The following is a 22,860-nucleotide window of genomic DNA, read 5'->3' as shown; positions in this document are numbered from 1 at the left end:
TTCTACCACTTGTTTAGTGCTTGCGGGCATGAGGCAGCAGGTTCATGTTTATCGCCATATTGAAGACCGTTGGTTGCGGCTGAAGGAGCCGTGGCGCACCGGGCTTTTTCGAGGTGCGTCCGATGGAATGTGCGGGCTGCGGTTTCGATATTCAGAGCGGCTTTGCTTTCTGTCCGCGATGCGGCGCAAAGCAACCTATCTCCTGCGCTGCGTGCGGCTTTCCCTGCCAGCCTGATTTTGCCTTCTGCCCCCGATGCGGCGCCGCGATTTCCGACAAAGCCCCATCCGCAGCCAAGCAGATCATCGAGGCTCCGCCAGCAAAATCCGGGGACGATGCCGACCGGCGACCGGTAACCGTGCTTTTTGCCGATCTCTGTGGCTTCACGACATTGAGCGAGCAGATCGACCCGGAAGTGATGCGGGTGCTGCAGAACGAATTGTTCGAAGAGATGACCCAGGCAGTCGAGGCCTATGGCGGCTTTGTCGACAAGTTCGTCGGCGATGCGCTGCTGGCTCTGTTCGGCGCGCCGGTTGCCCATGAGGACGATCCGATGCGGGCACTGAATGCTGCGCTCAACATGATCGATCGGGCAACACAGGTCGGCGAGCGCTGGCAGCCTCGGGCCGGCGTGCCGCTGCGTCTGCATATCGGCATCAACAGCGGCCCGGTCGTCACCGGCGGCTTCGGCGCCGTTAGCACAAAATCCTATTCCGTCACCGGCGACACGGTGAATACCGCCCAACGCCTGCAATCCATGGCCGGCGAAAACGATATCCTCGTCGGGCCGCTGACCTATCGTCTCACCCGCCATGCCTTCGCTTTCGACAGCCTCGGCGCCCAAGCCTTGCGCGGCAAAAGCGGCAACGTGCTTGTCCATCGGCTGACAGGACCTTTGGAGGCACCGCATACGGCGCGCGGGCTAGAGAGTTTCGGCCTGCGGGCCCCGATGATCGGACGGGATACCGAATTGTCGCGGCTATTGACCTGTCTCGACCTTGCCTGCGGCGGTGCGGCGCAACTTGTCCGCCTCATCGGCGAAGCCGGCATCGGCAAGTCGCGGCTGGTCAATGAATTCATCGGGATCGCCGGCAATGCAGCCCGCTTTCAGGGCCTAGCCATCCGCAAGGCGACCTGCTCCCCTCTCGGCGAACAGTCCTATGGCACGCTTGCCGCGGTCGTGCGCAGTGCTTACGGCATCGGCGAGCGGGACAATCTCGACAGGACGCGACAATTGCTGGCGACGGGTTTCCGCGCGCTGGATCTCACGCAGGAGGATGTTGAGGGACTTTCGCCGCTCTTTCTGCATGTCCTCGGCCTCGGTGACCCCAGTGGAGCGCTGCGGCACATCGAGCCGGAACAGTTGCGGCGGCAGATCTTCTATGCGGTCCGCACGGTGTTCGAGCGGCGGCTGGCGCAAGGTCCCCTACTGCTTGTCATCGAGGATCTGCATTGGGCGGACGCGGCCTCGCTGGAAGTGCTTCGCTTCATGCTGGATCGGCTGGAGCGCAGCCGGCTGATGCTGCTTGCGATCTACCGGCCGACATCGCAGATCGACCCGCTGGACTCCAATCGCGTCAGCGTTACCGTCCAACGTCTTGGCCCACTCAACGCAACCGACGGGCAGAAGCTGCTCGCCGCGTTTTTCGGCGAGAGCCATAGCAAGCTGCCGGTCGCGATGCGCAAGCGCATCCTTGATCGCGCCGGCGGCAATCCGCTCTTCATCGAAGAGATCCTGCGGGGATTGATCGATATGGGCAGGCTGCACAATGACGGTCAACGCTGGCAAGTTGCGGCGGAAGAGACGGATGTCGATATTCCAGTCAATCTGCAGGCTCTCTTGCTTGCCCGCGTCGATCGTCTGCCGCAGGAGATTAGACGGTTGGCGCAGGAGGCGGCGGTGGTCGGCCCGAAGTTCGACACTGCCCTGCTCCGCTCCGTCGCCACCGACCCGACTGCCATCGATGCTGCGTTGGACTATCTCTGCGATGCAAATATCATCGAGGAATTGCGCGGGCCTGATGCCGGTGTTTCTCCCGCCTATCGCTTCAGCCAATCCCTGCTGCATGACGTCATCTACCATAATCTCCTGCTGCAACGGCGCATGGAGCTTCATCACCGGATCGGACGGGTTCTGGAGCGCCAATATGGCTCAGCGCCCGACCGGCCGGAGCATCTGTCACAGCTCGGTCATCATTTCAGCCTGACCACCGAGAAGGCAAAGGGGGCCAGCTACCTGATGGCTGCCGGCGATCTGGCGCGCAAGACCTACGCCAATGACGACGCGATGCGCCTCTACCGCCAAGCGCTTGCCGCCTTTGCAAACGAGCCGGAGGTGGCCCCGGAACAATTGGCGCTCCTGGAGCGTCTCGCCGATCTCTGCGGCCCTGCCGGTCGCCGCGACGCCGCCTTTAATCACTATCAGCAAGCGCTTGCGATCCATCGCACCGGAGACGATCGGATCGCTGCGGCGAGGATATTGCGTAAGATCGGCCGGCTGCACCTCGAGGCGGGCCGCCGCGATCAAGCGGAAGCACATTGCGCCGAGGCCGAAGCCATGATCGCGACGATCGATGCGCCGATCGAACATGCGCATCTCCTGCAGGAACGCGGTCATCTGGCGTTCCGCATGGGCGATCAGGCCGCTGCCGCTGAATGGGCTACGCAGGCCCTGCAGCGGCTGCAAACGCTACCGATCGACGGAACGACCGAGGCCGGACGGGAGGCAGCGCGAGCGATGGCGGAGGCGCTGAACACCAAGGGCGCGGCACTGGCGCGGCTCGGTCGTCGCCGCGATGCCGTACAGGAAGTAGAGCGCAGCCTTACCGTTGCCGAAAAGGCCGATCTGCAAAGTGCCGCGTGCCGCGCTTATTCCAATCTCGGCGTACTCTACACGATTGTCGATCCGGCCAACGCCATCAAAGTTTGCCGGCGCGGGCTGGAGGTCGCAACCCGGATCGGCGATCTCGGCTTCCAGGCACGCCTTCTCGCCAACCTCGCCGTTTCCTGCTGCACCTTCACGGATCGTTGCGCCGCCGAAGGTGTGCCGGCGGCGGAGAAGGCAGTGGAGATCGATCGCGCACTCGATCAGCGTGACCATCTCTCCGTACCGCTGATCGTCCTCGGGCAGATCCATCAATGCCATGGGCAGCCGAAGCTAGCTCGTAAGTATTACGAGGAAGCCCTTGAGGTCGCGAAGGAAATTGACGAACCGCAACTGCTTTTTCCGTGCTATGATGGCCTGGCGACACTGAGCCTTGAGCATGACGACATGGATGAGGCGGAACGGTATTTCTCGCTGGCACAGGATGTGTGCATCCGCCACAACCTCGATCCAGGCACACTCGTCGTATTGCCGTTTCTCGACTGATTGTCCTCGTCATGATGGTCGTCGGAGATCCATTGGGAGAATCGATTCAAGCACTTAAAGGGAGGAACGAACCATGCAGGAGAACCACGCCGGAAGACCATTGCAGCCTGGAGATCGCGCACCGAACGTCGTGCTGGATGCGATCACGCGGCAGGGCAAGGTCGCCATCGACGATTTTCGCGGCCAGAAGCCGGTGTTTGTCGGATTGTTCCGCGGGCTGCATTGCCCCTTCTGTCGCCGGCAGATCGCCGCCATGGCCGAGCTCACCGATGCATTGCAGGAAAAAGGCATAGACAGCCTGACCGTCGTCAACACGCCGATCGAGCGCGCCCGCCTCTACTTCCGCTACCATCCGCTTCCCAATCTGCTGGCGGCCTCAGACCCGGAACGGGTATCGCACAAGGCCTTCGGCCTGCCGAATCTTCAGTTTACCGAGGCTGAGAATGACTGGCCGCACAAGGTCAGCATGGATGCGGTGATGTCGATGCGCATCGATCTGCCGGGCGAGCTTCCAGAGCCCATGAACCCGATGGCAGCGATGGAATTCCTCGACAAGGCGGACGGCTATGAAGTCAACGAGGATGACAAGCGGATGATCGCCACCGGCGAAGGCCAGCTTGTCGGCGAATTCCTGCTCGATCGGGATGGTGTCATCCGCTGGTCGTTCACGGAGGTCGAAGAGGCTGGCCGCCATATGTTTGGCATTCCCGCCCCACGGGAAGTCATGTCGGCAGCATCGAATATGGCTGTTTGAAGCGCTTTTTCAGCTCTGAATTACGCCTTAGAGCATGATCCTTTCGGATTATGCTCTATCTTTTTGCGGCAATGCTCGGCCGCTCCTGTGCTTCTAAGGACGCCGCATTTAGCGCTTTCAACGCCGCCTGGACGAAGCCGTCGCGCGCTGCGGCGATCTCTATGCCACGCGGTTCGTAGACATGGCGATGCAGGAAAAAGCCGGTCAGGCGGAAGGCGGCAGCGAGACTGCCGGCATCCGCTGCTTCGACGGCGCCAGCGGCGAGGAAAGGCGGCAACACCAGCATCTTGTCGGCCCAAGGCAGGCCTGCGGCACGGCAGACGGCTCGCCCGGTCTTCGGCGAAACAAAGGCAAGATCGTCGTGCGTACCCGTCGCCGCGCACTCCGTCAGATCGAGGCCGAAACCCAGGTCATTGAGGACCGCCAGCTCGAAGCGGACGAAAAGTTCGCCGGCATCCATGGGGTTCTGCAGGTTTTCGAGAATCACATTCAGCGCATCATAGAGATGCGGATGCGGGTCACGCTCAGGCAGCAGGCGCAGCAGAGCGCCCATGGCTTGCACGCCATAGACGGCGGTCGCCGTCTCCATCAGCCTCGCCGCCCGCAATCGCACCGGCTCCATGCGGAACTCGCCGAGATGCTCATGCAGCCGTGCCCGCCAGGTCACTTCGACCAGATTGCCAGCCTGCAGCACCGGCTGCATGGCGCGGGACCGGCCGGAGCGCACCAACCCCATGTGCCGGCCGCGATCACGCGTCATCACCTCGGCGACGACACTCGTCTCGCCAAGGCGTTTGACGCCCAAGATGATCGCCTGATCCTGCCACTGCATCGGCCCGGTTCGTCCTATAGAATGTCGTGATTCGAGTTTAGGACAAACGGCAGGCGCTGTCACATGTCAGACGATCCGCTTGGTAGCGGGCTGCTTGATGGCTCTGCCGGTGCCAGCCTGTCGACGAACGCCCACATGGCGGCCTCGTCGAAAGGCTTGTTGAGCAACGGCACATGCCGCAAATCGGGTGGAAAATCGAGTGTATCGGGATAGCCGCTGACGAAGCCGAAGGCGATGCCGCGCTCCCTCAGCAACCGGGCAAAGCCGAAACTCATCGACTCCCCCAGATTGACGTCCAACATCGCAAAATCATAACGCTCGGTATGAATGGCGTTGACTGCCTGCTCCAGGTTCGAGGCGATTTCCACCTCCTTGACCCCAATGAGACGAAGGATTTCCTCCGCCTCCATGGCAATGATCAGATTGTCTTCCAAAATGAGAACGCGCTGAACCGTCATATCAGCGCCGTCCCCGCATCCCTGCGCCAAGCGGCGCCGTGCCCCGTAAACATTCCCACATCTATCCCTCCGGCGCCAATCATCGGCCCGTGTTGAATGGATGGCATTCCCCCATCCGTATTGGCTAGATCTCATGTGACATGACCTTGCCCTGACCCGCTTCGCACTTTTTGTCCCGCCGGACTATGGGCTCGTCATCATGCTCCAAACGCATCTGCCGCCGCGGTTAGTAAAAGGTGAAACTGGTCGAAAAGTGACGAAAATGTAGTCTATGCTGATACACTCGTCATGAACATTTAAAAAAGACATGTGGCGGCCACATCATTGCCACCACGTCAGATGAACGGTCGCACGCCCGCATCCAGCCCGTCCCACTCAGCGAGCGCGGCGAGTCCTTGACCATTCAACACGTCGCAGCCGCGTTCATGCCAGCGAATCAAGCCGCGTTCCGACAGCTTTTTCAATGTCTTGTTCGTATGAACGATGGAGAGACCGAGGGTGTCGGCGATGTGCTGCTGCGTGATAGGAATGACCTTGCTGCCGTCGAAGAGATGCAGGGCCTTAGCCCGTTGATGCAGGTAGGCGAGCAGATAGGCGGCTCTTTCCAGCGCGGACCTGCGACCGATGCTTAAGAGGTGTTCATCCAAAATGCGTTCTTCGCGCGCGGCGATCCACGTGAGATCGAAGGCGAGCGACGGATGCTTGTTGTAGAGCGCCATCAGTTCCGCACGCTCGAAAACACAGAGCGAGACCGGCGATAAAGCCTCGGTCGAATGCTGCATCTCGCCCATGATCGAGCCTTGCAGGCCGATGAGGTCGCCGGGCATCACATAGTTGAGGATCTGCCTGCGTCCGTCTTCGAGGGTTTTATAGCGAAAGCCCCAGCCGGAAAGGATCGTGAAAAGGTGGGCGCTGTGGGCACCCTCCAGAAAGATCGTCGCACCGTCGTCGACGACAAGCTCACCCTTCTTGAAATCCGAGACGAAACTCAGCTCATCGCGACTGAATTCGCGAAAATGCGGCAATCGCCGCAGCGGACAGAGCTGGCACGGCGTTTTTTTCCTGTGCATCGTCGTGGTCTTGACCATTCACGCCTCTTAGATCGCTTCGGTTGAAGCGATCTGTCCGATGGCAGTCGTAAGGTAAGACACTCAACGGGGAATTGTTCCCTCAGCGCGGAAACTCAAGTCCCATTTCGCGGAAGCGTTCCGGATCGTCGCCCCAATTCTCACGCACCTTGACGAAAAGGAAAAGGTGCACCGGCTGTTCGAGAATTTCGGACAGTTCCTTGCGAGAGGCCGTTGAGATCGCCTTGATCGTTTCGCCTGATTTGCCCAGCGCAATCTTCTTCTGGCTTTCGCGCTCGACATAGATCACTTGCTCGATCCGAACCGAACCGTCCTTGCGCTCTTCCCATTTTTCCGTTTCGACGTGCGAGGAATAGGGAAGCTCCTGATGCAGGCGCAGGAACAGCTTTTCGCGGGTTATTTCGGCGGCGAGCTGACGCATCGGCAGGTCTGAAATTTGGTCTTCGGGATAATACCAAGGACCCTCCGGCAGGGTCTTTGCCAGATAGTCCATAACATCGTCGCAGCCCGAACCGTTTTCGGCCGAAATCATGAAGGTCTGCTCGAAGGCGATCTTCTCGTTGGCGGCGGCGGCGAGCGCCAGCAGGTCCTCGCGACGGACGCGGTCGATCTTGTTCAAAACAAGGATCTTTGGCTGGGAAACTTCCTTCAATCCTTCGAGAATGGCTTCGGCATCGCCGCGTATTCCGCGCTCGCTGTCGATCAGGAGCATGATGAAATCCGCATCCTTGGCGCCGCCCCAGGCTGATGTCACCATGGCGCGATCGAGGCGCCGGCGCGGCTTGAAGATGCCGGGCGTATCCATGAAGACGATCTGCGCATTGTTGTGGATGGCGATGCCACGCACGATGGCGCGCGTCGTCTGCACCTTATGGCTGACGATCGATACTTTGGCGCCGACGAGCCGGTTGACGAGCGTCGACTTGCCCGCATTGGTCGGGCCGATGAGGGCCACGAAACCCGAATGCGTAGGGCCGATATTTTCAGCCGCACCTTCGCCGGCCGGGTCTTCCTGATTGGTCATTTTTTCCGTCATTTCTAGGCAGTCATTTTCATTTTTGAAGAGACTGGGGCTGCCATACACCTTCGCGCTCCAAAATCCGTGTCGCAGCCACCTGCTCGGCGGCGCGCTTGGAGCGTTCTATCCCGGTCTCGGGCGCCGTTCCCGCCACTTCCACCGTTACCGTGAAGCGGGGATCATGATCCGGTCCGCTGCGGTCATCAACCCTGTAAACGGGCGTGACGCCGAATTTCGCATGCGCCCATTCCTGCAATTCCGTCTTGGCATCGCGTCTGGCACCGTCCGCACGGATAGCCCGGCGCTCCCAGTAGCGCAGGATGAATTTGCGCGCCACCTCGAGGCCACCATCGAGATAGAGCGCCGCAATAAGGCTTTCCACCACATCGGCGCGCACGTTCAGCATGCGCTTGCCGGTCAACTTCTTTACATCGGCGCCCGTGCGGATGAAGAGATGCAGTTGCATCTCATCGGCGACTTCGGCGCAGGTCTCGGCGCTGACAAGCTGGTTGAGGCGCACCGAGAGCTCGCCCTCGGTCGCCGTGCCAAAGGTCTGAAAAAGGAGCTCTGCGATGCAAAGGCCGAGAACCCGGTCGCCGAGAAATTCCAGCCGCTCATAGTTGCCGGCCTTATGCGTTCGGGCGCTGGCATGCGTCAGAGCCCAGTCGAGGCGCCCCTTCTCAGCGAATTCGTGGCCTATGACGGCTTCAAGCCTGACACGATCCGCCTGCGGGAGCGTCTGGGTCTTCGTCATTCGACAACCTTGAAGATGCGGTCCCAACGCATGTTGGTCGGCCATTTCCAGATTTCGCGGAACGAGGTGTCGTGGCCGAGCGAGAAGAAAATAACGCTGGCACGGCCGATCAGGTTCTCAGCCGGCACGTAACCGACGTCGAAACGGCTGTCGTCGGAATTGTCGCGGTTGTCGCCCATCATGAAATAGTTGCCCGGCGGCACGACATATTCCTGGGTGTTGTCACCACGCGACGTCTGCGACAGATCGAGCGTGTCGTAGACCTTGCCGGTATCCGGCAGGCGCTCGCTGTAAACAGGGATGTCGTCGCCCGGCTCCTGGCTGTAATCCGAGGCGAAGGTTCCGTGCGGCTCCCGCGGGACAGCCTGGCCGTTGATGTAGAGGATATCGTTCTTCACCTGAATACGGTCACCCGGCAGGCCGATGACGCGCTTGATGTAATCGACATCCGGATTCGGCGGGAAGCGGAAGACCACGACATCGCCGCGCTTGGGTTCGCTGCCTAAGATGCGGCCGCTGAACAGATCCGGCGAGAAGGGCAGAGAATATTTCGAATAACCGTAAGCGAACTTATTGACGAAGATATAGTCGCCAACAAGAAGCGTAGGCATCATCGAGCCGGACGGAATGGTGAAGGGTTGAAATAGTACCGTGCGGATGATCATGGCCAGGACTAGAGCCTGTACGATGACCTTGATGTTTTCCCACAGGACATTCTGCTGTTTTTCGGCTTTCTCGGACACGCAGTCTTATTCCTTTTTCGCACCCCACCGGCGCACTTCACTTTCAGGCACTCTCTATCCGCTTCATACCACGGCGGCAATGGCGCAGGTATTAAAAGCGACACACGGTCGTCATTCAGCCCGCAATCGGCAGTGCTTCGATGATCACAAAGGCCTGAGCGAGAGGGAAATCATCGGTTATCGTCAAATGAATGGCGGCGCGATGATTTTCCGGCAGCATCGCCGCCAGCCTTTTGGCCGCACCGCCCGTCAACTGCATGGTCGGCTTGCCGCTCGGCAGGTTGACGACGCCCATGTCGCGCCAGAAAACGCCCTGCGCCAGACCTGTACCAAGTGCCTTGGAGCAGGCTTCCTTGGCAGCGAAGCGCTTGGCGTATGACGCAGCCTTGTTCTTGCGCCCTTCGGATTTGGCGCGCTCGATATCGGTGAAGCAGCGTTCGGTGAACCGCGAGCCGAAGCGTTCGATCGACTTTTCCACGCGGCGGATGTCGATAAGGTCGCTGCCTATCCCGATGATCATGAGAAGGCCCTCCAGCCAGCCGCTACGGCGCCGCGTTCCGTCAGACGCTCGATGCGTTCTCGGCAAGGGCCAGGCGTTCGCGCGCCCGCTCCATCAGCCGGGCCTTGCGGCGGCTCTTGAAGCTCTTCACGCCATAATAGGTCAACGCATAGACGACGACGCCCGTGACGATTGCCGGCGGAATGCCGCCGATCAGCATCGGCTTCAGGATCGGGTCCCAAATCTGCAGCAGATCGCCCTTATGCCACAGCGCCGGCAGATCGACGCCACCGCCCTGACCGCCGCTATCGCGCGCCAGGATCAGATGGCCGATTTCCCAGGTGAGGCCCCAGATGAAAGGATAGGTGATGGGATTGCCGGCCGCCAGACAGCCGAGCGCGGCCGCGATCACGTTACCGCCGACGACATAGGCGATAATAATCGCCATGATGAAGTGCACGCCGATGAACGGTGTCCAGGACACGACAATGCCGGCGGCAAAGCCAGCGGCCACCGAATGTGGCGACGCGGCAAGGCGCACAAGGCGTTTCCCAAAATATTGGAACGAGCGAATGAAACCCTTGCGGGGCCAAAGATGCTCCCGCAGTTTTTCACTCAACGTCAGTGGTTTTCGGCGGCGAAATAACATGCGGCTTATCTAGTGCAGGGAGGGCCGTCATGACAAGAGCGGCAAAGCGTATCTTGCGTCGATTATCCGGCCGCAGCGCCTGTACTCTTCAGAGCGCCACATGTTCAAGGAACATCAACGGGCCACTCCAGCTTTGTTTGAGGCGGAACATCCTGTCTGCTTTCGGCGGGATGCCCCAAGGGCGCAACAACAGGTACGCCCCTTCCCATTTTGCAAGTATTGTCAGCGATTAACGCTGGCGGAAGATACCGCGATCGACCTGACGCTGACGATATTCAAGGTCAAAACGGTCGTGCGAGCCATTCAGATAGGCCATTTCACGTTCTTCAGCACTCGGAACGCGCAGGGCGCGGGCGAATTTCTTGATAGGACCAAACATTGTCTTACTCATCTCTGTTTCGTTTCTTCGATGACCAGAAGATAGGCGTGACAAAAGTTAATTACCACAGCTCGAAAATAGAAGCAGCCATGCGTCAGGCGCATGCCTTAGGCCGAACTTAGGCAAATATGATCATTAAATGATCACAAACTATGCAATCGGCTTTCAATCGAGCCATCGCGAAAGATAATTATTCGTAAAGCCGCTTCACGGTGGCAATGCAATCCAGCTCCTTGAGCTGCACCAGGAGCTGATTGAGCTGGCGCAGATCCCAGACTTCGACATCCAGCGCCATCTCGGTAAAGTCGGCGGCAACGCGCACCGTGTTGAGAAGGCGGATGTTAACGTCGATGTCGGCGACCGTCTGCGCGACCTTGGCTAGTGTTCCCGGCTCGTTCAGCGCATTGATCAGAATGCGCGCGGTGAAGCGGGACTTGTTGGCCTCATCCAGATCCCAGCGTACGTCGATCCATCGCTCCGGCTGGTCGTCGAAACGCTGCAGGACCGGTGACTGGATAGGATAGATGGTGATGCCCTTGCCCTTTTCCATGATGCCGACGATACGGTCACCGGGAACGGCACCGGTCGGAGCGAAATGCACGTCGACATCCGCTGCTAGGCCGCGGATCGGCAGGGCATCCACGCCTTCGACGCTGGCGGCGAGATCGGCCTTGGTCTTGCCGGGGATCTTGAAGATCATGCCGGAGGCGCTGCGGACATTGAACCAGCCTTCGTCGCCGGCGGGCTTGATCGTGACGCGCTCATCCTGATGATCCGGATAGACGGCCCGCAACACATCGAGCGATGACATCTCCCCTCGCCCGACAGCAGCAATCGCGTCCTCGACATCCTTCTGGCCGAGGCGGTGTAGCGCCGGCTTCAGAGCTTCACGCGAAAAGACCTTGCCGGCGCGCTCGAAGGTGCGCTCCAGAATGCGGTGGCCGAGGCCGGCATATTGCTTGCGGATGGCAAGGCGCGTTGCGCGGCGAATGGCGGCGCGCGCCTTGCCGGTCACGACGATCTCTTCCCAGGCAGCCGGCGGCACCTGCACGCCAGAGCGGATGATCTCAACTTCATCGCCATTGGAGAGGCGCGTCACCAGCGGCATGATCCGGCCGTTGATCTTGGCGCCAACGGTGGTGTCGCCGATATTGGTGTGGACGGCATAGGCAAAATCGATCGGCGTCGCGCCGCGCGGCAGGGCGATCAACTTGCCCTTCGGCGTGAAGCAGAAAACCTGATCCTGGAACAGTTCCAGCTTGGTATGCTCCAGGAATTCTTCGGGGCTGTCGCCTTCGGCCAACGCCTCGATGGTGTGGCGCAGCCAGGAATAGGCATTGCTTTCGCGCGATAGCAGTTCACCATCGCCATTATTGTTGGTGCCGTCCTTATAGAGCGTATGGGCAGCGATGCCGAATTCGGCGATCTCATGCATGCGCTTGGTGCGAATCTGCAGCTCGATGCGCTGGCTGGACGGGCCGACGATAGTCGTGTGCAGCGAACGGTAGTCGTTCTGCTTCGGCGTGGAGATATAATCTTTGAACCGCCCGGGCACGACGCGCCAGCGCGTATGCACGATGCCGAGCGCGCGATAGCAGGAGGGAACATCATCGACGAGCAGGCGGAAGCCATAGACATCGGAGAGCTGCTCGAAGGAAAGCGATTTCGACTGCATCTTGCGGAAGACCGAATAGGGCTTCTTCTGCCGGCCCTTGACCATGGCGTTGGCGAGGCCGTTGGCGACCAGCAAGTCGCGCAGTTCCGTCTCGATCTTTTTCACCAAGCCTTCGTTGCGCCGCGACAGCTCCTCCAGGCGCTTGGTGACCGTGTCGTGCGCCTCCGGATTGATATGGCGGAACGAAAGCTCCTCCAACTCTTCGCGCATATCCTGCATACCCATGCGGCCGGCAAGCGGCGCATAGATATCCATCGTCTCTTCGGAAATGCGGGCACGCTTTTCCGGCGACATGTGGTCGAGCGTGCGCATATTGTGCAGGCGGTCGGCCAGTTTTACCAGGAGCACGCGGACATCGTCGGAAATTGCGAGCAGCAGCTTACGCAGATTCTCGGCCTGCTTCGCCTTCTTGGTGACGAGATCAAGCTTCTTGATCTTGGTTAGCCCTTCGACAAGACGGCCAATATCCTCACCGAACAGTTCGTCGATTTCGGCACGCGTCGCGGTCGTATCCTCGATCGTATCATGCAGGAGCGCGACGGCGATGGTCGATTCATCCAGACGCATGTCGGTCAGGATGGCGGCAACTTCGAGGGGATGGGAAATATAGGGGTCGCCGCTGGCACGCTTCTGCTGCCCGTGCTTCTGCATCGCATAAACATAGGCCTTATTGAGAAGCGCTTCATTGGCATCGGGCTTGTATTTCTGCACACGCTCGACAAGCTCGTATTGCCGCATCATTCCCAAGCTACTCCCGCAAAATAAAAGCGCGCCAGTCATAAGACCGGCGCACGCATTACTTCATCATATCGCTCTTGGTTAGAGCATCAAGCTCGACGATCAGTAATCGTCGCTTTTTTCTGGCGGAACAAGGCCTTCGATACCGGCAAGAAGCTCTTCTTCCGACATCTGATCGAAAGTAACGGCTTCCGGCTGATCTTCTTCCTCATCGCCCGAAGCAGAAGCGACAGCGCCAGCGGCCAGGAGGCTTGCCGGATCGGGCTCTGGCTCGTCGACTTCAACGTGCTTCTGCAGCGAGTGGATCAGGTCTTCCTTCAGGTCATCAGGAGACAGCGTCTCGTCGGCGATTTCGCGCAGTGCGACGACCGGGTTCTTGTCATTGTCGCGGTCGATGGTGATCGAGGAACCCTGCGAAATCAGGCGAGCGCGATGGCTGGCAAGCAGCACGAGCTCGAACCGGTTTTCTACTTTATCAATGCAATCTTCTACTGTGACACGGGCCATTGCCTGTCCTTTGCGGTCGTGATGTCGTCATCATGTCTCGGAGTAGCACGCCCGATACAAGCAAACGATGGCAAATTCAAGTTTTTCCTGCTTCGGGGCTGCCAATCCCTCCACATTGGGCTAAAATTCATTAGACAAATCGCGCATTCAACCTACAGTTGCTTGGAATATCATAAATCGTGCCCTAAATCTCGGATATATGAATAATTCATAAAGTAATACGAATTATTCTTGGGCGTCATACAAGACATTGTTTTGACTGCATTTTGGGTAAAAGTAATTGCGTTTTGGTAACAATGGATATGTAAGCGATGTTCGACCCACGCGAAAAAATTGCACTTTTTATAGACGGCGCCAATCTTTACGCTGCGTCGAAAAGCCTTGGTTTTGATATCGACTATCGTAAGCTGCTGAAGGCCTTCCAGAAGCGCGGATATCTGCTTCGCGCTTATTACTATACGGCACTTATCGAAGACCAAGAATATTCCTCGATCCGCCCGCTCATCGATTGGCTGGACTATAACGGCTACAAGGTCATTACCAAGCCGGCGAAGGAATTCACCGACTCCATGGGCCGCCGCAAGATCAAGGGCAACATGGATATCGAGCTGGCAATCGACGCCATGGAGCAGTCGGAAACCGTCGATCACCTGGTCATCTTTTCCGGTGACGGGGATTTCACCACCTTGGTGGAAGCATTGCAGCGCCGTGGCCGCAAGGTGTCCGTGATCTCCACGATGTCCACCCAGCCGCCGATGATCGCCGACGACCTGCGCCGCCAGGCCGATCACTTCATCGATCTTGTATCGCTGAAGGCCGAAATCGGCCGCGACCCCTCCGAGCGTCCGCAGCGCCCGGTCGAACCGGCGCCTGCTGCGGCAGAGGCCGAAGATTAATCCGGGATCGGCGGGAGCGTCTGTGTCTGCCGCCGCAGCCGGCCCTTCGCTTTGGCTCAGGGCGTTCGTCTCAGTGTGTTCGTCGCTGCGATCGATTGACTGCTGGCTTTGATTGTCGGCGAGGAATTTCATAGACGGTGGAGCTTTCCGCGTTTGCCGCGGCGGCCGGCCCTTCGCTTTGGCTCAGGGCGTTCGTCGCTGCAATCGATTCACTGGATCGATTGCTCGGGCTTTGCCCGACCGCTCCTCACCCTCACCCATTATCCTTGAGAAGCCGGTTCTTCTGCCGGTTCCAGTCGCGTTCCTTCTCGGATTCGCGTTTGTCGTGGATCTTCTTGCCCTTGGCGAGCGCCAGCTCCAGCTTGGCACGACCGCTATCGTTGAAATAAATCTTCAGCGGGATCAGCGTCATGCCTTCGCGATTGACAGCGGAGCGCAGCCGGCCGATCTCACGGCCGGAAAGCAAGAGTTTGCGGCGGCGCCGCGGCTCGTGATTGAAGCGGTTCGCCTGCAGATATTCCGGCAGATAGGAATTGATCAACCAGATCTCGCCATCCTCATCGGAGGCATAGGATTCCGCGATATTGGCCTTGCCTTCGCGCAACGACTTGACCTCGGTGCCTTTCAGCACGAGCCCCGCCTCATAGGTGTCGATGATCTCGTAGTTGAAGCGCGCCTTGCGGTTTTCCGCGACAATCTTCTTCACCACGCGTTGGCTGCCTTTGGGTGCCATGGTTCTTCTTCTTTTTCGTGCGTCAATTCCGGCAGCGGCCACCGGCGCGCCAAGGTTTCACCCCTTAAATAAGCGAGACCGCCCTCCTTGTGAAGAGAGCGGTCTTGCTAGAGGATTTCGTGAGAGCGTTGGTACCCGTCAGTTCAGGAGACCAGCGTGGCGCATGGCGGCATCGATGGCCGCTTCCGTGCCGGGCTCCAGTGTCGAGAGCAGTGGCGAGCGCACATTGCGGCTCATCCGGCCAAGGCGGGAAAGGCCGTATTTCGCGCCACAGAGCCCCGGCTCCAGGAAAATCGCCTTATGCAGCGGCATCAATCGATCCTGATAGTCCAGCGCCTTGGCATAATCGCCGGCAAGCGTCGCCGCCTGGAATTCGGCACAGAGGCGCGGCGCGACATTAGCCGTCACCGAGATACAACCGACACCGCCATGGGCGTTGAAGCCAAGCGCCGTCGCATCTTCGCCGGAAAGCTGGCGGAAGTCGTGGCCGCAGGTGATGCGCTGTTCGGAGACGCGCTCAATCTTGCCGGTCGCATCCTTGACGCCGACGATGTTGCCATGCGCCTTGACAAGCGCGCCCATCGTCTCCGGCGTCATGTCGACCACCGAGCGGCCGGGAATATTGTAGATATAGATCGGCAGCTTCACCGCTTCGGCAATGGCCGAAAAATGGGCGTAGAGCCCCTTCTGCGTCGGCTTATTATAGTAAGGCGTCACGACCAGAACTGCGTTCGCGCCAACCTTCTCGGCGTGCTGGGCAAGCTCGATTGCCTCGCGGGTATTGTTGGAGCCGGCGCCGGCCATGACCGGGACGCGCTTGCCAGCCACCTCGATGCAAAGCTCGACGACGCGCTTGTGCTCATCATGTGACAGGGTCGGCGATTCACCCGTCGTGCCGACGGGAACGAGCCCGCTGCTGCCCTCTTTGATCTGCCAATCGACATGGGAAGCGAAGGATGCTTCATCCACCTTACCGGCGTCAGTGAAGGGCGTAACGAGTGCGGGAATGGACCCCTGGAACATGCAAGTCTCCTCGCGGCGCCGCTTTCATGCTTCAGCCGCAATCCATGGTTATGAATCCGCGCACCATAGAGCGCTGCCTTGACGGCGACAAGCGCGCTTTCGATGGTAAAGGGCAGTTTCCGATATCATAATTGATTGAAATTCGGGCCAACGCTAAGGTTTCGTTAATATAAACTTCGGCAAATGGAGGGGGCCTGTTTTTTGTCGTGAGTAGCCGGATGAAAAGACCTGTGATGATCTTGACCGCTATGGGCGTGGCGGTCGCATGGAGCACTTTTGCCTCACAGCTTCCCGGCGAGCAGACATCGGCCCCCGAGACGACCGATGTGGCGATGACCATGCCGGATCCGTTGAATACCGGATCAATCCCGCGCGGCTCTGCAATAGCACCCGTCAGCGGCGACCTGAAAGCCGGTCTCGATGCCCTCTCCAGCAAGAACCCGATGCAGGCGCTCGCCATCCGCAACAGCATGAGCCAGGGTACGCTCGACCGTCACATTCTGACCTGGGCGATCGCTACCTCGGGCCAGCCCGGCGTTCCCTCCGGCGAAATCGCCGCGGCGGCGCGTGAGCTTACCGGTTGGCCGGGTCTCGCCAGCCTGCGTGGCAATTCCGAACGCGCGCTTTACGCTGAAAACCCGCCGGCCGACCAAGTGCTTGCCGCCTTTGGCAATTCGCAGCCGGAAACACCGGAAGGCGCTGTCATCCTGTCGCGCGCGCTGGTTTCGCGCGGTGCGTCAGCGCAAGCGGCCAAACTCATCCGCAAGATCTGGCGCAATGAGGGGCTCGATAAGTCCTTCGAAGACAAGATCCTTGCCGAATTCTCGAGCCTCCTGTCGCCGGCCGATCATAAGGCGCGCATGGACTATTTGCTTTATCGCGGCCGCACCGCTCAGGCCAAGCGTTTCGGCGATCTCGGCAGGGCGCAATCGCTCTACAAGACCTGGGCGGCAATCAACAATCGTTCCGCCAATGCCGGAACTTTGCTCGCCACTATCGATCCGCAATGGCGCAAGGACCCCGCCTATCTCTTCATGCAGGTCGAGAACCTGCGTCGCCAGGACAAATATGACGATGCCGCCAATCTGCTGATGCAGATGCCGCGTGACCGCAGCGTACTCGTCAATACCAGCCAATGGTGGGATGAGCAGCGCATCGTCAGCCGCGGCCTGGTGGATCAAGGTAAATTCAAAACCGCCTATCGCATCGTCGACGCCAGCGTCGCGGAGAGTGCGCAGGATGTCGGCGAGGCGGAATTCCATGCCGGCTGGTATGCGCTGCGCGGATTGCAGGACGGCGCGACGGCCGCAACGCATTTCCGCAAAATTCTGCAGATATCGAACGGTCCGATCTCGCTGTCGCGCGCCTGGTATTGGCTCGGCCGCTCCGCCGAAGCCGGCGGTCCGGGCAAGGCGGCGGATTTCTATGCCAAGGCCGCCTCTTATCCCAGCACATTCTATGGCCAGCTCGCGGCCGAAAAATTGGGCCGCCGGACGCTGAACGTCACCTACCCCTCGCCGACGACCGAGGACCGGGAGCGCTTCCAATCCCGCGAAGCCGTTCAGGCCATCGCGCATCTTGAAGCGGCAGGTCACGGCTGGCGGGCTGATGCCCTTTACCGGGCGCTGGCGAAACAATTGCAGAGCCCCGGCGAGATCGCCATGCTGGCGGCACGGGCCGAGCGCTCCGGCAATCATCAGCTTTCCTTGCAGGTCGGCAAGATCGCCTATGGCCGCGGCGTCGACGTCGCCGCGCTCGCCTTCCCGATCGGCGTCATTCCGGACAATGCCAATATTTCCGGTTCCGGCAAGGCGCTCGCCTATGCCATCGCCCGGCAGGAGAGTGCCTTCAACCCGGCAGCAGTCTCCTCCGCCAATGCGCGCGGTCTGCTGCAGCTTCTGCCGAAGACGGCCAAGGCCGTCGCCGGCCGTCACGGCATAGCCTATTCCGCGGACAAGCTGACGCAGGATGCCGGCTACAACGCGACGCTTGGGGCCCATTATCTCGGCGAGCAGATCGACACCTTCGGCGGCTCCTACATCCTGACTTTCATTGCCTACAATGCCGGGCCAAACAAGGTTCCCGAGTGGATCAGCCGCTACGGCGATCCGCGCGGCAAATCGATCGACGATGTCGTCGACTGGATCGAGCGCATCCCCTTCCCCGAAACGCGCAACTATGTCCAGCGCGTCATGGAGAATTATCAGGTCTACAAGGCCCGCCTTGGACAGAAAACCGATATCGAGCACGATCTGATCTACGGACGCGGCTAAACTCCGCGACGGCGCCAGCATCATTGTTCAAGACGACAAAATCGCGTTACATCCCTCGTGAAACGCCATCCACGAGGGCTATCGATGCGTAATGACGATGAGAGCGGCTTTGTTATCAAAACAATCACTGCACCGGACGGGCTGAGGCTTTCCGCACGCGATTACAGCGGCGATTCGCCGGCCTTAAACCTGGCCCCGATCGTCTGTTTGCCGGGTCTGACCCGCAACTCCCGGGATTTCCACGAGTTGGCGCTGCTTTTGTCGCGGGATCCGGTGGCACCGCGCAGGGTGATTACGCTCGATGCCCGTGGACGCGGTTTATCGGCCTGGGACGACGACAAGAGCCACTATAATCTCGTGGTCGAGGCCCAGGACGTGCTCACAACCTGCGCCGCGCTGAATATACCAAAGGCCGTCTTCATCGGCACCTCGCGCGGCGGTCTTGTCCTGCATCTGCTGGCGGCAGGCCATCCCGATATCCTGAGGGCCGTCATTCTCAACGACATCGGTCCCGTTCTTGAAAAGGAAGGGCTTGTCGATATCCGCGACTATCTGAACCGCAACAGGAAGCCAGCCAATTGGGACGATGCTGTCGAGATTCTGCGGGAGAATCACGGTCGCGCTTTCACGGCACTTACAGATGACGATTGGCGCGACATGGCTCGGGCGATCTATACGCTCAAGGATGGTAACGTCGTAGCGGATTTCGATCCCGCTATTGCCGTCCAGATGAAGTCGCTCGATTTCGAAACGCCGCTACCGGATCTCTGGCCACAGTTCGAGGCGTTTCAGAACATCCCCTTGATGGTGATTCGCGGGGAAAACTCCAAGCTGCTGACGACAGCCAGCCTAGAGGAGATGGCACGGCGCCATCCCGGCATGACGGCAAAGATTGCTATCGGGCAAGGACATGCTCCGATTCTGCACCTCGGAGATATTCCGGCCGCGATTCGGCGTTTTCTGGCAACGATCTGAGCTTGCGCACAGCACCATCGCCACGCGCCGCAGAATAGAAAAGGCCCGGTTGGGAAAACCGGGCCAATCCTCTTCTGATCGGAGGTCAGATCAGAGTGTATGCTAATTCGGTTTTTGATAACCGAATTAGAAGCTGCGCTGGAAGCGGAGGATACCAGCCCACTGATCCTGGTTTACAGAATCGAAGTTGGTGTAGGTAACTTCCGGCTCGATGAGCAGGTTCTTAACCGGGTTGAACTTGAGGTTCGTCGTGGCTTCGAAGATCTTCGAGTCGGTGTAAGCGAGCTGCACGTTCCACTTCAGCTTGTCGCTGATCTTATAGCCAACGCCACCCCAAACAGCCCAGTCACCCCAGCCGCAGAGGTCGCCACGGCCAACCGGGCAAGCAGATGCGTTCAGGTTCGAACCGGCATACTGGTTCAGCTTGTCGCCGTCGGTGTTCCAGCCGCCCATCAAGAAGGCCGTAAACGCGCCGAAGTCGGCGTCGATACGAGCCTTGATAGCGCCTTCTTCGACGATCGAGTCATAGCCACCGACAACCTTGAAGCCGAAGTTGCCAGCCTTGTAGCCAACGCCGGCAACGACGTTCGGGGCATAGTGGTCAGCCTTGGACTGAACCCAAGCGCCGCCGTAGGAAGACGTATCCGAACCGGAGTTGGAGTCTTCAAGCGAGACGACAGCCTTGAAGCCGTTGCCTGCATCGTAGTTGTAGGTGATCTGGTTCAGTTCGTACGGGCCGTCATAGACCACGTCGTCGTTGATGACGTCGCCGGCATAACCTGCGAACAGGTTGTACTGCGAGTCCTGCTTACCAACCAGGAAACCGCCGAGGCTGATGTTAGCCCAGAGCAGCTTGGTGGTCGTAGCGTTGCCGTCGTTCCAGTCGAAACGATAAACGGTGTTGGTCTTCAGCGGACCGTATTCGGTGTCCGTTGCGGTGTCGACGCTGAGCTGAGCGCGGGTGTGCCAGTAGGTGCCACGATCGCCGCCCGGACCCGGGTTGTAGGCGTTGTACCAGCCGCCTTCGGTACGGACCATGCCGCCGATCTTGAGGCAGGTTTCGGTACCCGGGATGAAGAAGTAGCCAGCGCCATAAGCGTCGCAGATGCGAACGTATTCAAGCGGCTCCGGCTCGGCAGCAACGACGGCATCGGCTGCATGAGCACCGGAAACTGCTGCCAGCGCAGCAGCGGAGCCGAGAAGAAGGCTCTTGATGTTCATAATAACTCCAGTTCTAAATATCGATTAGGTATGAGAATTCGCGCCGAGAAATCGACGGGCCCTACCCCACCCCTGTGTTCAAAGTTGACCCCTGATCTGGGAGAACCAAGACGCTAAGTCTTGCTTCCGAGTTGGACCCTACAGATCGAATTTTTCAGAGCAATATCAGAGACAAACTATAATCATATGTGACGTTCGTTTCGAATTTCGCGTTGCACAAAAATCACGTCGCAAAACTGTCACATAGTTTCCATGTTCAGAAATTGAACTCTACTAGGCAATACTCTCCGAGAACACTCAAGTTATAAAATCTATACTTAGTTAGTATATTATAAATCAATAAAATACTGAAGCACCGCTTCTCCGGTATCCAAAGCAGCGAAGATCGGACTGTCCGAAATACAAAAAGCCCGGCTCAAAAGCCGGGCTTTTCGTCACCAATGTGACAATCAGATTATGACCGAGGTCAAACCAGATTAGAAGGTACGCTCGAAGCGGAGGATACCAGCCCACTGATCTTCGTTGATCGAATCCCAGTTGGTGTAGGAAACTTCCGGCTCGATGAGCAGGTTCTTAACCGGGTTCCACTTGATGTTCGTCGTAGCGGCGAAGATCTTGGAGTCGGTGTAAGCGAGCTGCAGGTTCCACTTCAGCTTTTCGTTGATCGGAACGCCAACGCCGCCCCAAACTGCCCAATCGCCCCAGCCGATGTCAGCAGCGTCGCCGCCACCGTTCGAGCCAGCGTACTTGTTCAGCTTGTCGCCGTCCGTGTTCCAGCCGCCCATGATGAAGGCAGAGAGAACGCCGAAGTCAGCGTCGATACGAGCCTTGATGGCACCTTCTTCGACGATGGAGTCATAACCACCGACGACCTTGAAGGACCATGCGCCAGCCTTGTAGCCAGCACCGGCAACGACGTCCGGAGCGTAGTGATCCGAGCTGTCTTCGCCGTTAGAGCCATGTGCGCCAACGCCAGAGTTGCTGTCTTCCAACGAGATCACAGCCGTGAAGCCGTTGCCGGCGTCGTAGTTGTAGGTGATCTGGTTGAGTTCGTACGGGCCGTCATAGACCACGTCGTCGTTGATGACGTCGCCGGCGTAACCGGTGAACTGGTTGAACCAGGAGTCCGTCTTACCAACGGTAAAGCCGCCGAGGCTGATGTATGCCCAGAGAAGGTTGGTGCTCGTGGAGCCGCCTTCCTGCCAATCCCAACGCAGGATGGTGTTGGTCTTCAGCGGACCGTATTCGGTGTCGGTCGCGGTGTCGATGTTGAGCTCGGCGCGGGTGTGCCAGAGCGTGCCACGAACGTTGTTCGGGTTGTAAGCGTCGTACCATTCACCTTCGGTACGAACCTTGCCGCCGATCTTGAGGCAGGTTTCGGTGCCCGGAATGAAGAAGTAGCCAGCGCCGTATGCGTCGCAGATGCGAACGTATTCGAGCGGCTCCGGCTCAGCGGCAACAACAGCGTCAGCCGCGTGAGCACCGGAAACTGCTACGAGCGCAGCAGCGGAGCCGAGAAGAAGGCTCTTGATGTTCATTATTGACCTCCAGTCAAAGTTTCAATCGAGAATGAGAACTACCCGAAGGCATTCCCTGCCCCATCCTCGTGTTTCAAGAAGTGGACGATCAATCGCCCTCGCTTCCGAGATTGAAAATACAAGACGCGAACTGTCACGCAATCTACATCTTACCGGAAAGGGGGATTTGCGTGAGCCTTCCGTAATTCCTGTTGCCGAAAGGACACAAGTCCGCCACACGGGCCTTGGATTTGTTTATAGTTTGTTAAGAAAGCCCTTACGGTACCAGCACTTACAGGCCGCTTTTAAATGAGGACGTGGGCGCGGGGCCGGCCGTCACAATGGCCGATCCAAGGCGAAACCATGGCTGCCGCGACGTCGTGTTCGCTGTTTTCGACATTTGCCGGGATAGTCATCAACAGTGCGAAGCAAGCAAAATCACCTTCGCCATCTCAGCATAGCATCGAGAGCCAGTGATTCTGCCACGACCGATTCGATCGAGAATCGGTTTTATCGATCATGTGCCAGCAAGATTGCAGCGAAATGACAAAAAGAGAATCGGCAACGACTGACGTGAGAGGTCGTTTGATATCAACGGTGAAGGGGGAAAATAGCTGTCCTGCAAGGTGCAAAGCAGGATGGCGGAGAAGATGGGATTCGAACCCACGATACGCTTTTGACGTATACTCCCTTAGCAGGGGAGCGCCTTCGACCACTCGGCCACCTCTCCGGTGCGGCCCTGATACGGCCAATCATTTAT

At 58.8% G+C, this 22,860-nt stretch carries 20 protein-coding genes and 1 tRNA gene; 5 read left to right on the top strand and 16 right to left on the bottom strand.

The genetic code is table 11. The features are described from left to right. Positions 1 to 122 precede the first annotated feature (122 nt). Together NXC24_RS06240 and NXC24_RS06235 are read left to right on the top strand one after the other, a co-directional pair. Positions 123 to 3,368, top strand: coding sequence for an adenylate/guanylate cyclase domain-containing protein (locus NXC24_RS06240; protein WP_104822516.1), 3,246 nt, complete (start codon positions 123 to 125; stop codon positions 3,366 to 3,368). Between the two features lie 73 nt (positions 3,369 to 3,441). Next, positions 3,442 to 4,122 (top strand): peroxiredoxin-like family protein, encoded by a 681-nt coding sequence (locus NXC24_RS06235; RefSeq protein WP_104822515.1) that lies wholly within the window; start codon positions 3,442 to 3,444, stop codon positions 4,120 to 4,122. 55 nt (positions 4,123 to 4,177) lie between these two features. On the opposite strand, the gene recO is transcribed toward NXC24_RS06235, so the two are convergent. The 11 genes from recO to rpoZ form a co-directional block, all read right to left on the bottom strand. Further along, complete coding sequence (gene recO, locus NXC24_RS06230) at positions 4,178 to 4,954, bottom strand: DNA repair protein RecO (RefSeq protein WP_104822514.1); 777 nt, start codon at positions 4,952 to 4,954, stop codon at positions 4,178 to 4,180. 59 nt (positions 4,955 to 5,013) lie between these two features. Next, a complete protein-coding gene (locus NXC24_RS06225; RefSeq protein ID WP_311319439.1) occupies positions 5,014 to 5,547 on the bottom strand; it encodes a response regulator in 534 nt (177 codons plus the stop codon). A 200-nt stretch (positions 5,548 to 5,747) separates the two neighbouring features. Next, the gene (locus NXC24_RS06220; protein ID WP_104822512.1) at positions 5,748 to 6,500 is read right to left on the bottom strand and encodes a Crp/Fnr family transcriptional regulator; all 753 of its coding nucleotides are present in this window, start codon (positions 6,498 to 6,500) and stop codon (positions 5,748 to 5,750) included. Between the two features lie 82 nt (positions 6,501 to 6,582). After that, the gene (gene era, locus NXC24_RS06215; protein WP_104825037.1) at positions 6,583 to 7,524 is read right to left on the bottom strand and encodes a GTPase Era; all 942 of its coding nucleotides are present in this window, start codon (positions 7,522 to 7,524) and stop codon (positions 6,583 to 6,585) included. 28 nt (positions 7,525 to 7,552) lie between these two features. After that, positions 7,553 to 8,272 carry a ribonuclease III gene (gene rnc / locus NXC24_RS06210; RefSeq protein ID WP_104822511.1) on the bottom strand — a complete coding sequence of 240 codons (720 nt, stop codon included), beginning with the start codon at positions 8,270 to 8,272 and terminating at the stop codon, positions 7,553 to 7,555. Further along, the gene (gene lepB / locus NXC24_RS06205) at positions 8,269 to 9,015 is read right to left on the bottom strand and encodes a signal peptidase I (RefSeq protein WP_104822510.1); all 747 of its coding nucleotides are present in this window, start codon (positions 9,013 to 9,015) and stop codon (positions 8,269 to 8,271) included. The genes rnc and lepB overlap by 4 nt, the downstream gene beginning before the upstream one ends. A gap of 115 nt (positions 9,016 to 9,130) precedes the next feature. Continuing rightward, positions 9,131 to 9,535 carry a holo-ACP synthase gene (gene acpS / locus NXC24_RS06200; RefSeq protein ID WP_104822509.1) on the bottom strand — a complete coding sequence of 135 codons (405 nt, stop codon included), beginning with the start codon at positions 9,533 to 9,535 and terminating at the stop codon, positions 9,131 to 9,133. Between the two features lie 40 nt (positions 9,536 to 9,575). Then, complete coding sequence (locus NXC24_RS06195) at positions 9,576 to 10,163, bottom strand: DUF2062 domain-containing protein (protein WP_104822508.1); 588 nt, start codon at positions 10,161 to 10,163, stop codon at positions 9,576 to 9,578. A gap of 229 nt (positions 10,164 to 10,392) precedes the next feature. Next, positions 10,393 to 10,542, bottom strand: a complete 150-nt coding sequence (locus tag NXC24_RS06190) for a DUF3563 family protein (protein WP_104822507.1) — start codon at positions 10,540 to 10,542, stop codon at positions 10,393 to 10,395. A 190-nt stretch (positions 10,543 to 10,732) separates the two neighbouring features. Beyond that, positions 10,733 to 12,958: a bifunctional (p)ppGpp synthetase/guanosine-3',5'-bis(diphosphate) 3'-pyrophosphohydrolase gene (locus tag NXC24_RS06185; RefSeq protein WP_104822506.1), complete on the bottom strand. Its 2,226-nt coding sequence runs from the start codon at positions 12,956 to 12,958 to the stop codon at positions 10,733 to 10,735. Between the two features lie 99 nt (positions 12,959 to 13,057). Beyond that, positions 13,058 to 13,462 carry a DNA-directed RNA polymerase subunit omega gene (rpoZ, locus tag NXC24_RS06180; protein ID WP_104822505.1) on the bottom strand — a complete coding sequence of 135 codons (405 nt, stop codon included), beginning with the start codon at positions 13,460 to 13,462 and terminating at the stop codon, positions 13,058 to 13,060. A 311-nt stretch (positions 13,463 to 13,773) separates the two neighbouring features. Here rpoZ and NXC24_RS06175 point away from each other — a divergent pair, with 311 nt between their 5' ends. Further along, a complete protein-coding gene (locus NXC24_RS06175; protein ID WP_104822504.1) occupies positions 13,774 to 14,358 on the top strand; it encodes an NYN domain-containing protein in 585 nt (194 codons plus the stop codon). 253 nt (positions 14,359 to 14,611) lie between these two features. Here the strand turns inward: NXC24_RS06175 and smpB are convergent, their stop codons facing one another. Continuing rightward, entirely contained in the window at positions 14,612 to 15,091 is a 480-nt protein-coding gene (gene smpB / locus NXC24_RS06170; RefSeq protein WP_028753433.1) for an SsrA-binding protein SmpB, read from the bottom strand. A gap of 138 nt (positions 15,092 to 15,229) precedes the next feature. Continuing rightward, positions 15,230 to 16,114, bottom strand: a complete 885-nt coding sequence (gene dapA / locus NXC24_RS06165) for a 4-hydroxy-tetrahydrodipicolinate synthase (protein WP_104822503.1) — start codon at positions 16,112 to 16,114, stop codon at positions 15,230 to 15,232. Positions 16,115 to 16,332: 218 nt separating this feature from the next. Between dapA and NXC24_RS06160 the strand changes: the two genes are divergently transcribed. Beyond that, positions 16,333 to 18,387 (top strand): lytic transglycosylase domain-containing protein, encoded by a 2,055-nt coding sequence (locus NXC24_RS06160; RefSeq protein WP_104822502.1) that lies wholly within the window; start codon positions 16,333 to 16,335, stop codon positions 18,385 to 18,387. 84 nt (positions 18,388 to 18,471) lie between these two features. After that, positions 18,472 to 19,362: an alpha/beta hydrolase gene (locus tag NXC24_RS06155; RefSeq protein WP_104822501.1), complete on the top strand. Its 891-nt coding sequence runs from the start codon at positions 18,472 to 18,474 to the stop codon at positions 19,360 to 19,362. Positions 19,363 to 19,488: 126 nt separating this feature from the next. Here NXC24_RS06155 and NXC24_RS06150 read toward each other — a convergent pair whose 3' ends face one another. The 3 genes from NXC24_RS06150 to NXC24_RS06140 form a co-directional block, all read right to left on the bottom strand. After that, complete coding sequence (locus NXC24_RS06150; RefSeq protein ID WP_104822500.1) at positions 19,489 to 20,583, bottom strand: porin; 1,095 nt, start codon at positions 20,581 to 20,583, stop codon at positions 19,489 to 19,491. 476 nt (positions 20,584 to 21,059) lie between these two features. Continuing rightward, positions 21,060 to 22,121 (bottom strand): porin, encoded by a 1,062-nt coding sequence (locus tag NXC24_RS06145; RefSeq protein WP_104822499.1) that lies wholly within the window; start codon positions 22,119 to 22,121, stop codon positions 21,060 to 21,062. Between the two features lie 618 nt (positions 22,122 to 22,739). Continuing rightward, a tRNA-Ser gene (locus NXC24_RS06140) sits at positions 22,740 to 22,830 on the bottom strand. Between the last annotated feature and the right edge of the window lie 30 nt (positions 22,831 to 22,860).

The sequence above is a fragment of the Rhizobium sp. NXC24 genome (genome assembly GCF_002944315.1).
GTDB lineage: Bacteria > Pseudomonadota > Alphaproteobacteria > Rhizobiales > Rhizobiaceae > Rhizobium.
This window is presented reverse-complemented; position numbering and strand designations above follow the sequence as displayed.

Excerpts from the sequence above, each read along its gene's own strand:
- NXC24_RS06240 (WP_104822516.1), top strand. The coding sequence starts at position 123 with ATGGAATGTGCGGGCTGCGGTTTCGATATTCAGAGCGGCTTTGCTTTC.
- NXC24_RS06235 (WP_104822515.1), top strand. The coding sequence starts at position 3,442 with ATGCAGGAGAACCACGCCGGAAGACCATTGCAGCCTGGAGATCGCGCA.
- recO (WP_104822514.1), bottom strand. The coding sequence starts at position 4,954 with ATGCAGTGGCAGGATCAGGCGATCATCTTGGGCGTCAAACGCCTTGGC.
- NXC24_RS06225 (WP_311319439.1), bottom strand. The coding sequence starts at position 5,547 with ATGAGATCTAGCCAATACGGATGGGGGAATGCCATCCATTCAACACGG.
- NXC24_RS06220 (WP_104822512.1), bottom strand. The coding sequence starts at position 6,500 with ATGGTCAAGACCACGACGATGCACAGGAAAAAAACGCCGTGCCAGCTC.
- era (WP_104825037.1), bottom strand. The coding sequence starts at position 7,524 with ATGACCAATCAGGAAGACCCGGCCGGCGAAGGTGCGGCTGAAAATATC.
- rnc (WP_104822511.1), bottom strand. The coding sequence starts at position 8,272 with ATGACGAAGACCCAGACGCTCCCGCAGGCGGATCGTGTCAGGCTTGAA.
- acpS (WP_104822509.1), bottom strand. The coding sequence starts at position 9,535 with ATGATCATCGGGATAGGCAGCGACCTTATCGACATCCGCCGCGTGGAA.
- NXC24_RS06195 (WP_104822508.1), bottom strand. The coding sequence starts at position 10,163 with ATGTTATTTCGCCGCCGAAAACCACTGACGTTGAGTGAAAAACTGCGG.
- NXC24_RS06190 (WP_104822507.1), bottom strand. The coding sequence starts at position 10,542 with ATGTTTGGTCCTATCAAGAAATTCGCCCGCGCCCTGCGCGTTCCGAGT.
- NXC24_RS06185 (WP_104822506.1), bottom strand. The coding sequence starts at position 12,958 with ATGATGCGGCAATACGAGCTTGTCGAGCGTGTGCAGAAATACAAGCCC.
- rpoZ (WP_104822505.1), bottom strand. The coding sequence starts at position 13,462 with ATGGCCCGTGTCACAGTAGAAGATTGCATTGATAAAGTAGAAAACCGG.
- NXC24_RS06175 (WP_104822504.1), top strand. The coding sequence starts at position 13,774 with ATGTTCGACCCACGCGAAAAAATTGCACTTTTTATAGACGGCGCCAAT.
- smpB (WP_028753433.1), bottom strand. The coding sequence starts at position 15,091 with ATGGCACCCAAAGGCAGCCAACGCGTGGTGAAGAAGATTGTCGCGGAA.
- dapA (WP_104822503.1), bottom strand. The coding sequence starts at position 16,114 with ATGTTCCAGGGGTCCATTCCCGCACTCGTTACGCCCTTCACTGACGCC.
- NXC24_RS06160 (WP_104822502.1), top strand. The coding sequence starts at position 16,333 with ATGAAAAGACCTGTGATGATCTTGACCGCTATGGGCGTGGCGGTCGCA.
- NXC24_RS06155 (WP_104822501.1), top strand. The coding sequence starts at position 18,472 with ATGCGTAATGACGATGAGAGCGGCTTTGTTATCAAAACAATCACTGCA.
- NXC24_RS06150 (WP_104822500.1), bottom strand. The coding sequence starts at position 20,583 with ATGAACATCAAGAGCCTTCTTCTCGGCTCCGCTGCTGCGCTGGCAGCA.
- NXC24_RS06145 (WP_104822499.1), bottom strand. The coding sequence starts at position 22,121 with ATGAACATCAAGAGCCTTCTTCTCGGCTCCGCTGCTGCGCTCGTAGCA.